Origin of the sequence: Paenarthrobacter sp. OM7 (assembly GCF_029873575.1) — a bacterium.
Taxonomy (GTDB): Bacteria; Actinomycetota; Actinomycetes; order Actinomycetales; family Micrococcaceae; genus Arthrobacter.
This window is the reverse complement of the sequence record NZ_CP123579.1, coordinates 3,154,326-3,166,457: the sequence shown is the minus strand read 5'-3', so window position 1 is coordinate 3,166,457 and position 12,132 is coordinate 3,154,326. Positions and strand designations below refer to the sequence as shown.

8 protein-coding genes are annotated in these 12,132 nt (G+C 62.9%); 7 read left to right on the top strand and 1 reads right to left on the bottom strand.

All coding sequences use genetic code 11. The features are described from left to right. Positions 1-25 precede the first annotated feature (25 nt). The 4 genes from groL to QEH68_RS14560 all read left to right on the top strand — a co-directional run bounded on the left by groL (position 26) and on the right by QEH68_RS14560 (position 5,092). On the top strand, positions 26-1,639 hold the full coding sequence (gene groL / locus QEH68_RS14575) for a chaperonin GroEL (protein ID WP_089595752.1): 1,614 nt from the start codon (positions 26-28) through the stop codon (positions 1,637-1,639). Positions 1,640-1,823: 184 nt separating this feature from the next. Beyond that, positions 1,824-3,449 (top strand): LuxR C-terminal-related transcriptional regulator, encoded by a 1,626-nt coding sequence (locus tag QEH68_RS14570; protein WP_280623223.1) that lies wholly within the window; start codon positions 1,824-1,826, stop codon positions 3,447-3,449. A 131-nt stretch (positions 3,450-3,580) separates the two neighbouring features. Further along, a complete protein-coding gene (locus QEH68_RS14565; protein ID WP_280623222.1) occupies positions 3,581-3,910 on the top strand; it encodes a hypothetical protein in 330 nt (109 codons plus the stop codon). 51 nt (positions 3,911-3,961) lie between these two features. Continuing rightward, positions 3,962-5,092, top strand: a complete 1,131-nt coding sequence (locus tag QEH68_RS14560) for an FAD-dependent oxidoreductase (protein WP_280623221.1) — start codon at positions 3,962-3,964, stop codon at positions 5,090-5,092. Here the strand turns inward: QEH68_RS14560 and QEH68_RS14555 are convergent. Beyond that, complete coding sequence (locus QEH68_RS14555) at positions 5,005-5,982, bottom strand: DUF389 domain-containing protein (protein ID WP_280623220.1); 978 nt, start codon at positions 5,980-5,982, stop codon at positions 5,005-5,007. The genes QEH68_RS14560 and QEH68_RS14555 overlap by 88 nt on opposite strands. A 227-nt stretch (positions 5,983-6,209) precedes the next feature. Here QEH68_RS14555 and QEH68_RS14550 point away from each other — a divergent pair, with 227 nt between their 5' ends. The 3 genes from QEH68_RS14550 to guaB all read left to right on the top strand — a co-directional run bounded on the left by QEH68_RS14550 (position 6,210) and on the right by guaB (position 12,027). Next, the gene (locus tag QEH68_RS14550; protein ID WP_280628021.1) at positions 6,210-8,267 is read left to right on the top strand and encodes an acyltransferase family protein; all 2,058 of its coding nucleotides are present in this window, start codon (positions 6,210-6,212) and stop codon (positions 8,265-8,267) included. Next, positions 8,264-10,345, top strand: coding sequence for an acyltransferase family protein (locus QEH68_RS14545; protein WP_280623219.1), 2,082 nt, complete (start codon positions 8,264-8,266; stop codon positions 10,343-10,345). Before QEH68_RS14550 ends, QEH68_RS14545 begins: the two co-directional genes overlap by 4 nt. Positions 10,346-10,515: 170 nt before the next feature. Next, positions 10,516-12,027 carry an IMP dehydrogenase gene (gene guaB, locus QEH68_RS14540; protein WP_207594189.1) on the top strand — a complete coding sequence of 504 codons (1,512 nt, stop codon included), beginning with the start codon at positions 10,516-10,518 and terminating at the stop codon, positions 12,025-12,027. Positions 12,028-12,132: the final 105 nt, after the last annotated feature.

Sequence of the window (12,132 nt, the reverse complement as noted above, 5' to 3'; positions counted from 1 at the left end):
TTTTCTGTCTTGAAAGGACACAACCATGGCAAAGCAGCTTGCTTTTAACGATGCTGCCCGCCGGTCTCTTGAGGCCGGTATCGACAAGCTCGCCAACACTGTCAAGGTGACGCTTGGCCCGCGCGGCCGCAACGTCGTGCTGGACAAGAAGTGGGGCGCTCCCACGATCACCAACGATGGCGTCACCATCGCGCGTGAAGTTGAGCTTGACGACCCCTACGAGAACCTTGGCGCCCAGCTGGCCAAGGAAGTAGCCACCAAGACCAACGACGTCGCAGGCGACGGCACCACCACGGCCACCGTGCTGGCACAGGCTTTGGTCAAGGAGGGTCTGCGCAACGTTGCCGCCGGCGCCGCTCCGGGCGAGATCAAGCGCGGCATCGAGGTTTCCGTTGAAGCCGTCGCAGCCCGCCTCCTGGAGAACGCCCGCGAAGTTGAAGGCACCCAGGTCGCTAGCGTCGCAGCCATCTCCGCGCAGAGCGACGAAGTCGGCGAGCTCCTCGCCGAAGCGTTCGGCAAGGTGGGCAAGGACGGTGTCATCACCATTGAAGAGTCCTCCACCACCCAGACCGAGCTGGTCCTCACCGAAGGCATGCAGTTCGACAAGGGCTACCTGTCCCCGTACTTCGTCACCGACGCAGAGCGCCAGGAAGCCGTCCTCGAGGACGCCCTCATCCTGATCAACCAGGGCAAGATCTCATCGCTGCAGGACTTCCTGCCGCTGTTGGAGAAGGCACTGCAGGCCAACAAGCCGCTCTTCATCATCGCCGAAGACATCGAAGGCGAAGCCCTCTCGACGCTGATCGTCAACCGCATCCGCGGCACCCTCAACGTTGTTGCCGTCAAGGCTCCGGGCTTCGGCGACCGCCGCAAGGCCATGCTCCAGGACATCGCCACGCTCACGGGCGCCCAGGTTGTTTCCCCGGACCTTGGCCTGAGCCTGGACACCGTTGGCCTTGAGGTACTCGGTACCGCACGCCGCATCACGGTGACCAAGGACAACACCACCATCGTTGACGGCGCCGGCACGGCTGAGGACGTGGCTGACCGCGTTGCCCAGCTGCGCGCTGAGCTCACCCGGACGGACTCCGACTGGGACAAGGAAAAGCTGCAGGAACGCCTGGCCAAGCTGGCCGGCGGCATCGGCGTGATCAAGGTTGGCGCTGCCACCGAGGTTGAGCTGAAGGAAAAGAAGCACCGCATCGAGGACGCTGTGTCCTCTACGCGCGCAGCTCTCGAAGAAGGCATCGTTTCCGGTGGCGGTTCCGCCCTCATCCACGCCCTCAAGGCACTGGACGAGTCCCCGGCCGTCAAGGCACTGGAAGGTGACGCAGCAGCTGCTGTGGGCATCGTCCGCCGCGCCTTGGTCCAGCCGCTGCGCTGGATCGCCCAGAACGCCGGTTTCGACGGTTTCGTTGTCGTTGCCAAGGTGTCCGAGCTCGAAGCCAACCACGGCTTCAACGCCAAGTCCGGCGAGTACGAGGACCTGATCGCCGCTGGCGTGATCGACCCCGTCAAGGTCACCCGTTCGGCTCTCCGCAACGCCGCTTCCATCGCTGCCCTGGTTCTCACCACCGAGACCCTGGTTGCCGAGAAGCCGGCTGAGGAAGAAGACGCACACGCAGGCCACAGCCACTAGCAGCCTGTTTCACTGGAGCCCCGGTCACGTTCGCGTGGCCGGGGCTCCGTGCGTCTTGGAGGCTGCCGGCAGGCACGCCTGCCCAAGCTATTGTGAGCGTTCGACGACGGCAGTAACCTGACGCTTATACGGCGGCTTGGGTGCGCCAACCGGGCTGTTCCCGGTCGCGGGATGAGTAACGACTATGCTGGCCACAACCTTGGATCTCGGACGCTCGGCGTTCTTCGAGCATCGCTGGAGCGATGCCTTGGACTGCCTCGCCCGGGCGGATACCGAAGGCGGCCTGCCTCCCCAGGACATTGAGCTTGTTGCCTCGGTTGCCATGCTCCTGGGCAAGGAATCGGAAGGTGTGGCCTATCTGACGCGGGCACATGACGAGTACGTGACCATGGGGGACATTGCCGGAGCGGCCCGCTGTGCTGCGTGGCTGGTCCTGTACCTTATGAACCTCGGGGAACCCGCACGTGGTTCCGGCTGGTTATCCAGGGCCAAGCAGTTGGTGGATGGGATGGATGACCCCACCGAAGCGGAGGGCTACCTTTTGATCCCATCGGCGCTGGGCGCGCTGTATGGGGGAAACCCGGAAGCCGGCAACGAGCTTTTTGGCCGCGCCTTGGCTGTGGGGCAGCGCTTCCACGACCGGGACCTGACGGCCTTGGGCCAGCTGGGCGTAGGTACAGCACGGATCGCGTTGGGTTTTCCCGATGAGGGCCTGGAGTTCCTGGACGACGTCATGGTTTCCGTGACCGCCGGCGAAGTGTCGCCCATTCCGTCCGGCATTATCTACTGCGCCGTCATCGGAAGCTGTCGCCTGACCTTGGACGTCAAGCGTGCCCACGAGTGGACAGCTGCACTTGCCCGGTGGTGCGGACAGCAACCGGACATGGTCATGTTCAGCGGGCAGTGCCAGTCGCACAGGGCCGAACTGTTCATCCTGCACGGTGCCTGGGAGGATGCCACGGCCGCACTCCGGATCGCCCAGGACCGTTCCCGCCATGGCGACCCGGAAGCAGTCTGGGGCGCGTGGTACCTCCAGGGCGAGCTGTTTCGCCTGACCGGCCGTGACGATGAAGCCATGGCAGCTTATGCCAAGGCCGCTGAGACCGGATTCGAGGCCCTGCCAGGGCTGGCACTCGTCCTGGCCGGGCAGGGCAAAGAACCACAAGCCCAGTCCATGCTTCGCCGTGCCCTTTCCCTTTCTGACCCAGCCAACCGCCGTCGACTCCTCCCGGCCGTCGTCGACGTCGAACTTGCTGCCGGAGACGTCAAGGCGGCTCGGGCCGCCGCAGACGAGTTCGGGTCCCCGGAAGGCGGCGGCATGCCCCTCGAGCAGGCGCTCGCTGGCCAGGCGGAAGCCACTGTGCTGCTTGCGGAGGGCAAACCGCACGCTTCCCTGTCAGTGGCGAGAAAGGCGTGGCGTCTTTGGTACAGCCTGGAGGCTCCGTACGGCGCGGCCAGTTGCAGGGTCCTGGCGGGGCGTGCTTGCTCGCAGCTGGGAGATCCGGACTCGGCTGCCATGGAGTTTGAAGCTGCCAAAGATGAGTTTGCCGATCTTGGAGCGGCGCCTGCAGTGGCCCATGTTTTGGAGCTCACGGGCGAGAAACGTCAGAACAGTTTTCCGCTGACCAGCCGTGAGCTGGAAGTCTTGCAGCTCGTTGCCAGTGGCCACGCGAACCGTACCATCGCCAGGGAGCTGTATCTCAGCGAAAAGACCGTGGCCAGGCACGTCAGCAACATCCTGTCCAAACTTGCTGTGCCGTCCAGGACCGCCGCCACGGGCTACGCCTTCGAGCATGGCCTGATCCACTGAACCCCCATTACCCCCCGCACCGTTCCGCAGGACCCTCTGTCACCTGCTGCGCAGAAATACCCATACCGTGTGGAATCGAATGCGTCATTCTGCCGACGCGACGGGAGGGGCTGGGCTCATAGCTTGGCCCTATGAACATTCCACTGCTTGCCGGCACCGTTTCAACCGTGCTCTTCGCCGCCAGCATGCTGCCCATGCTTCTCAAGGCGGTCCGAACAAAGGATGTGGCGTCCTACAGCCTGGGGAACATTGCCCTGACCAACATCGCCAATGCCGTGCATTCGTTCTATGTCTTTGATCTTCCGGCCGGTCCCGTATGGCTTCTGCACGCCTTCTATGTGGTGGCATCCGCACTGATGCTCGCGTGGTGCCTGCGGTACCGGAAGACGCCCGAGGCCGGGCCGTCTGAGGTGCACGAAGCCAGTCCAAGGGAGGTTCACATACCGCATGAGGTGCATTGACCGGTTGGACCAAACAACAAAGGATCCACTGCAACACGAAAGGAGCGCATCATGACATCAAACCAACTTCAAGAGGTAGACACCGTCATCGTGGGAGGTGGCCAGGCCGGGCTCGCGCTCGCATACTGGTTGGCCAAGGAAGGCCGTGACTTCCTCATTCTGGATCAGCACGGAAGGCCAGGGGATGCCTGGCGTCAACGCTGGGACTCGCTCAAGCTGTTCACACCCGCCAAATATGACGGGCTTCCGGGTTGGCCTTTCCCAGGAGACCGTCTTGCCTTTCCCACCAAAGATCAACTGGCTGACTATCTGGAGGAGTATGTGCGTCGTTTTGACCTCCCCTTCGTGTCCCATGTCCATGTGGAGGAAATCAGCTCCGAGGATGGGGGGTTTGTTGTCGCGGCAGGGGACCGGCTCTGGCGCACGCGCAACGTGGTGATTGCGACCGGCGGACACCATCTTCCGAAACGGCCCGCTTTCGCAGGAGAGCTTGATCCGGACATAGTCCAGCTGCATTCCCAGGCCTACAAGAACCCAGGGCAGTTGAGGGACGGAACAGCGCTGGTGGTAGGTCTCGGAAACTCGGGGGCGGAGATCGCCCTTGACGTTTCAGGGTCGCATTCCACCGTTCTTGCAGGGAAGCCAAGCGGCGAAATGCCCATGAAGCACGGCCGTACCGCAGCACGTTTCGCCCTGCCAATAGTGAAATTCCTGGGCGTCCGGGTCCTAACGCTCAACACGCCGATCGGACGCAAGGCCGCCCCGGGCTTCAAATCCATGGCGGCGCCGCTGATCCGGACCAAGACCAAGGACCTGGCCGCAGCGGGTGTGCAGCTGGTTCCAAGGCTGGCGGGGGTTTCGGAAGGCTTGCCGGTCCTGGAAGACGGGACAAAGGTGGAGGCCACGAACGTTATTTGGTGCACGGGGTATCAGGAGGAGTACTCGTGGGTGAAACTGCCGGTCTTTGACGAACAGGGAGAGCCGAGGCAAAGCAGGGGAGTGGCCGAGGACGTTCCCGGCGTGTTCTTCATCGGTCAGGAATTCCTCTTCGCGGCAGCCTCGGCAACACTTCCCGGAGTCTGTCGGGACGCCCGCTACGTGGCCCGCCGGTTGGCAACGGAGCGGCGTCCGGAGCCCGACGGTCGCCGGGCCAAGGAGACCCGCATGCCGACAAGCCGGTAGAACACCAAGACCGCAGCTGCAGCTGACACGATGCCCACCAGGTTGAGTGCCAGCTGCATCGCTGATCCGGCCGCCTTGCTGTATTCACCCAGAACCGACGCAACGGCGACGTATCCTGCAGCCGGAACAGTCGTGACGGAAATAAACACACCCACCAGAGCTGAGGACCGGTGGCTGATCATGGACAGCATTCCCGCCGCTCCAGCGAGTGCGGCCACGATCAGCGAGTAGGGACCCGGATGGTAGATGAACTCCACGGCTGATCCCCGATCCAGTGTGTCCTCGGGAAACAATCCGAGGGGCACTGAGAGCCAGGCTGCAACGGCCGTGACCAGCATCGCGAGGGGAAAACCGACACCCAGGGCGAGCATCGAGGCACGTACCAATCGCCACTTACGTTCCACCAGCCCCACGGCCAACGCGGCGAGCGGTCCGAACTCGGGTCCCACCACCATTGCGCCCACAATCGCGATCGTTGAATCGGTCACAATGCCGATCGCCGCCAACTGGGCCGCTATGACCAAGAATGCCAGGAAGCTCCACGTCAGTTTCGAGTCCTCGCCGGTTTGCCTGGAAACCTCGTCCCAAATGACGGCGTCGGCCGATTCTCCGGGGGCGGCTGCCTCAGCGTCGTCAGCGCGTTTGGACAGGACGAGGTCCGGCGACGATATGGAGATGGAGCCCAGGTCCGGAACCTTGAGCCCATGAAGCCGCTCGATCAGTTCTTCCGCGGATTCCCGGGCCAGCTGAACGGTGATCACGTCGCCAGGTGGCACCACAGAAGCATCTTTGTAGACGGCCACCTCGGCGGCTCCGGTGTTATCGGTGCAACATTTCACGACGGCCTCGGACAACTCCGTTGGCACGCAAAGGCGCAGCTGCACGATCATGGATTTCCTTCCTCCGACCCGGCTCCAGCGTAGTTGCATCACGTGCGCTTGGCTGTGATTCGGGCACAGGCCACGCACAGGCAGGACTGGGAAAATGCATAGCTGGACCTGGGCTAATTGACCTTCGGAAGACGGTCCACGAGATGGTCCCGACTGGGGTGGGGCCGCTGAACCGCGTATGATTGATGCTTTGTGCCACAGCTTTTGAGGAACTGCCTAACGTGACTATGCCAACGATCCCAGCCCCTGCCCGCGCCGGCAGGCGGTCTTCCGGACCCGTTGCAAAGTCGAAATTCCGCCCCGAGATCCAAGGCCTCAGGTCACTGGCCGTCCTGATGGTGGTCAGCTACCACATCTGGATCGGACGGGTTTCCGGCGGCGTGGATGTGTTCCTCCTGATCTCCGCCTTCCTTATGACGCTGCAGTTCACCGGCCGTTATAAACAGGGCCGGCCCATGGACCTTGTGCGTCACTGGCTGCACCTGTTCCGGCGGCTGCTTCCCGCCGTGGTGGTGGTTCTTCTGGCCACGCTCGCGGCGACGTTTGCCTTCCTTCCGCCCACCCGGTGGGTGGAGGTGGTCCACCAGGCGTGGGCCTCGCTGTTCTACTTCGAAAACTGGCTCCTGCAGGGCCTGGCTGTGAATTACTATGCAACCGACCACAGTCTCGCCAGTCCGCTCCAGCACTTCTGGTCCCTCTCCATCCAGGGCCAGGTGTTCATCCTGTGGCCGGTCATTTTCGCCACCGTCGCAGTTCTTTGCCGCCGGTTCAGTTTGAGGTACCGGGCAACTCTCGCGTATGTCTTTGCGATTATTTTTGTCCTCTCCCTCACCTACTCCATCATTTTCACGGCCACCAACCAGGCTGTGGCCTACTTCGATACGTTTGCGCGCCTGTGGGAATTCGCCCTGGGCACATTGCTGGCGCTGATTCTTCCGGGTTTGAATTTCTCCAAGCCAGTCCGGGTCATCATGGGATGGATCGGCGTGGCCGCCATGCTCAGCTGCGGCATCCTGCTGCAGGTACAGACGGCATTCCCCGGCTTTGTTGCCCTGTGGCCCACTCTGGCTGCTGTTGCCGTGATTGCCGCCGGCCAAACCGGGAGCCGTTTGGGCGTGGACAGGATCCTGAGTTCAAAGTTCCTGGTCCGGCTGGGCGACAACTCCTATGCCCTTTACTTGTGGCACTGGCCCATCCTGGTGATCGCCCTGGCATGGAGCGGCAAGGATCATGCTGGCTGGCTGTCTGGAACCGTCATCATCGCCCTGTCGCTGGTGCTGGCATTCCTGACCACCAAGTATGTGGAGAAGCCGTTCCGGGAATGGAAGTGGCCCGAGGTCAAGCGCCGCCGTTCGGCCATCGCCATCGCGGCCTGCCTCGCCGTGGCGTGCACGCCGCTCTTGGGGTTCCAGTACAAGCAGGACATGGACCTCAAAGCCGCCCAGGCCCAAGCGTTCAACGACAACCCCGGTGCCCACGCTCTGGTCCCCGGTTACGTGGATCTGGTCAGCGATGGCGCCAAGACGCTGCCCACCGCCGAGCAACTTCCGGAAGATTGGGCAACGCTGTCGGGTCCGTGCGAGGGCGATGCCAAGCCGGAGGACAAGCAACTGCAGGACAAGTGCCAGCAGAATGGCGTGGGGGAGGACGCCGACAGGGAAATCCTGGTGTTGGGCGACTCCCACTCCCAGCAGTGGCTGGCCGCGCTTGGCCCCCTTGCCGAGGCTGAACACTGGAAGGTGACTGCCCTCTTGCTGGGCGGATGCCATTTCATGCCGGAGAACCCGGATGCCGATGCCGGTTGCAATGATTTCAACGCCGCCGCTTTCCGCTACGCAGCGGAGAAGGCGCCTGACACTGTTTTCATGGTGGGAACCATGGCGTCCCCATCGTCACCGGACGAGCAGTTGGTGTACGGCTTTGAGCAGACGGTGACCAACTTCAATGACCTCGGAATCGAGGTGGTGGCCATCCGCGACAACCCCCGCTTTGATTACAACGTCACCGAATGTGCGTTGTCCAAAGGCGTGGACAGCGCCGATTGCAGGTCCGACCAACCCGAGGTCCTGGCCGCGGAGAGCCCCTTCGCAGCCGTGCAGGGAACGTTCGGCAACGCAGCCTTCCTGGACATGACCGACCTCCTCTGCGACGGCATCACCTGCCCCAGCGTGGTGGGAAACGTGTTCGTGTATTTGGATGACAACCACCTGTCCAGGACGTACGTGACCAGCATGGCTGAGATGTTTGAGGAAAGGTGGTTTGCCGCGACCGGGTGGCAGCGATGATGGACGCTCCAACTGCGGTGACGGCACCTGTTCAGGAGAAACGCACGACGGCGAAGCCCGGCTTCCGCCCGGAGGTCCAGGGTTTGCGCGCCTTGGCTGTGCTGATGGTGGCCGCCTACCATATTTGGCTTGGCCGGGTCTCCGGCGGTGTTGACGTCTTCCTGCTCATTTCGGCTTTCCTGCTGACCTTGTCCTTCACACGCAAACTCGAGAACGGGAAGCCACTGAGGCTCCTGCGGCACTGGCTGCACGTTTTCAAGCGGCTGCTGCCCGCCGTCGTCGTGGTCCTGTTGGGGGTCCTGACCGCCACTTGGGCCTTCATCCCGCAGAGCCGTTGGCCGGATGTCCTGGCTGAGGCCTGGGCATCGCTGCTCTACCGACAGAACTGGCAGCTGGCGGACACCGCTGTGGATTACTACGCCCAGGACCACTCGGGAGCGAGCCCCCTCCAGCATTTTTGGTCCTTGTCCGTCCAGGGCCAGGTGTTCATCCTGTGGCCCTTGGTCTTCGCCGCTGTTGCCTTGATCCAGCCGCAGTTGGCCAAGCTCTTCCCGGACCGGAAGGCCATAGCCCACCGGACGCTTCTCGTCGTGGCCTTCGGGGCCGTCTTCGTGGCATCACTGATGTACTCCATCGAGCAGACCACCAACAACCAGGCAGTGGCGTACTTTGACACCCGTGCCCGCCTCTGGGAGTTCGCATTGGGCTCGTTGCTCGCCCTCGCTCTTCCGTACTTGAAGCCCCAACGCCGGCTCCGCGTCTTCCTGGGGTGGGCCGGTATCACCGCCATGCTCGCTTGCGGTCTGGTCCTCACCGTGGACCGCTCCTTCCCCGGGTTCATCGCGCTCTGGCCAACGCTTGCCGCGGCGGCGGTCATCATCGCCGGGCAGAGCACCAGCCGTTTCGGCGTGGACCGTATCCTGAGCTCGCGGCCGCTGGTCCTGGTGGGGGATAACTCCTACGCCCTTTACCTGTGGCACTGGCCGGTCCTGGTGTTCTTCCTGTTGGTCTCCGGGACCACCACGCCCAACCTCCTGCAAGGGCTGGGGATCATGGCCTTCTCCATGGTGTTGGCCGTTGCCACCACCAAATACGTGGAGGTCCCCATGCGCCGCTGGAAGTGGCCCGACGTGCGGTCCTGGCGTGCCGCCGTCGTGATTGCCGCCTGCGGTGCGCTGCTGGCGATCCCCGTTACTGCCTGGCAGGGTGCCATCGCTTCCGAAAGCGCGGCGATCGCCGGCCAGCCCAAGGAGCTGACCCCGGGGGCAGCCGCATTGTCCCCGGAGTTCATGGGGGAACCCACCCAGGAAGCGATGATCATCCCGGCGCCGGCAGCGATGAAGGACGAATGGGCAGACATTGACGGTCTGTGCAGTGGGGACAACGTGCCCACGGACCCTTTGCTGGAGGGCTGCCTCCAAAACGATGAACCCGAGGAAGTGACCAAGGAGATCGTGGTGCTTGGTGATTCACACGCCCAGCAGTACATGGCTGCACTGGGCCCCATCGCCAAGCAGCACGGGTGGGAAGTGGTGACGCTCCTGAAAGGCAGTTGCCGGTTCGGCGCCGAGTCCCCTGAACGGTCCGACGAATGCAACGAGTTCAACAAGGCAAGCGCCGCCTACGTCATGGAACACCAACCGGATGCTGTGTTCACGGTAGCGTCGTTGACCCATGCCACAGCGCCCTTTGAGACCGAAGTCCCTGGCTACCTTGAAGGCATCCAGCCTTTCACCGATGCAGGCATCGACGTTGTGGGCGTCCGAGACAACCCCCGCTTCAGCATCAACATGCCGGAGTGCGTGCAGAAAAAGGGTCCTGATTCGCCGGACTGCAACGCCCCGCTGGAAGAGTCCCTGGCCGCGTCGTCGCCGTTGGACGACTATGTGGGCAAAGTGGACAGGCTCTACCTGATGGATATGAGCGACTTCATCTGCGAACAGGGCACTTGTCCGGCAGTGGTGGGCAATGTCTACGTCTATAAGGACGATAACCACCTCACCAAAACCTACGTGCAGAGCATGATCCCCATGTTCGAGGAGCGGCTCCTTGCTGCCACCGGGTGGTCCGGCGGCTAAGTCCAGTGCTCTTGCTCACACTGGGGCGTCGCGGAATATGGCGATCGGCGCGGAGGTTCTAGTATTTATCCAATACCTTCTGCACAGGCCAGTCCCGTAATGACGGGCTGGTCATCAGTTGCAACCCCTACCAGTTAAGCCCCCAGAACCCAGGTAAGAGGCGCACACTCATGACCCAGCCCGAACACAATCCCTTTGGCTTTATTGGCCTGACGTACGACGACGTCCTGTTGCTCCCGGGCCACACGGACGTCATCCCGTCCGACGCCGACACGTCTTCCCGTATCTCCAAGCGGATCTCCGTGCAGACCCCGCTGCTGTCTGCAGCGATGGACACTGTGACTGAGTCCCGCATGGCCATCGCCATGGCACGTCAGGGCGGTTTGGGCGTTGTCCACCGCAACCTGTCCATCGACGACCAGGCCGAGCACGTAGACCGCGTCAAGCGCAGCGAATCGGGCATGATCACCAACCCGCTGACCATCGGCCCCCAGGCCACGCTGGAAGAACTCGACGAGCTGTGTTCCCGCTACCGCGTTTCCGGCCTTCCCGTAGTGGACACCGACGGGCGCCTGCTGGGCATCGTGACCAACCGCGACACCCGCTTCATTCCGGAATCAGAATTCCCGCTGCGCAGCGTCAGCGACACCATGACCAAAATGCCGCTCATCACCGGGCATGTGGGCATCAGCCGCGAAGAAGCCTCGCACAAGTTGGCTACCAACAAGATCGAGAAGCTTCCCCTCGTTGACGAGCAGGGACGCCTCAAGGGCCTCATCACCACCAAGGACTTCACCAAGGCGGAGCAGTACCCGTTGGCCACCAAGGACGACGAAGGCCGCCTCCGCGTGGGTGCCGCCATCGGCTTCTTTGGCGATGGCTGGGAACGCGCCATGAAGTTGATCGACGCCGGTGTGGATGCGCTGTTCGTGGACACCGCCAACGGCCACTCCCAAGGTGTGTTGGACATGATCCGCCGCCTCAAATCGGACCCGATTGCTGCCCACGTGGACATCATCGGCGGTCAGGCTGCCACCCGCGAGGGTGCCCAGGCATTGATCGACGCCGGCGCCGACGGCATCAAGGTAGGCGTGGGCCCGGGCTCCATCTGCACCACCCGCGTTGTTGCCGGCGTCGGTGTTCCGCAGATCACCGCCATCTACGAATCCGCCAAGGCCGCCATCCCGGCAGGCGTTCCGCTGATTGCCGACGGCGGCCTGCAGTACTCGGGCGATATCGGCAAGGCACTGGTTGCCGGTGCCGACACCGTGATGCTCGGTTCCCTGCTGGCTGGCTGCGAGGAATCCCCGGGCGATCTCATCTTCGTCAACGGCAAGCAGTTCAAGAGCTACCGCGGCATGGGTTCCCTGGGCGCCATGCAGTCCCGTGGCAAGAACACGTCCTACTCCAAGGACCGCTACTTCCAGGCTGACGTCTCCGGCGATGACAAGCTCATCCCTGAAGGCATCGAAGGCCGGGTGGCCTTCCGCGGGCCGTTGGCTTCAGTGGCCTACCAGTTGGTGGGCGGCCTCCGCCAGACCATGTTCTACACGGGCGCTCCCACCATCCCCGAGCTGAAGGCTCGCGGCAAGTTTGTCCGGATCACGCCGGCAGGCTTGAAGGAATCGCACCCCCATGACATCCAGATGACGGTGGAAGCACCCAACTACGGTTCACGCTGATCCATCACCTGTCTAAACAGCTGTTCCCCGCGGAGGCACCTCCGCGGGGAACAGCCGTTTAACCGTCCGGGCAGAAATGTCGGCCCGTGAGAATAGGCTGGGATC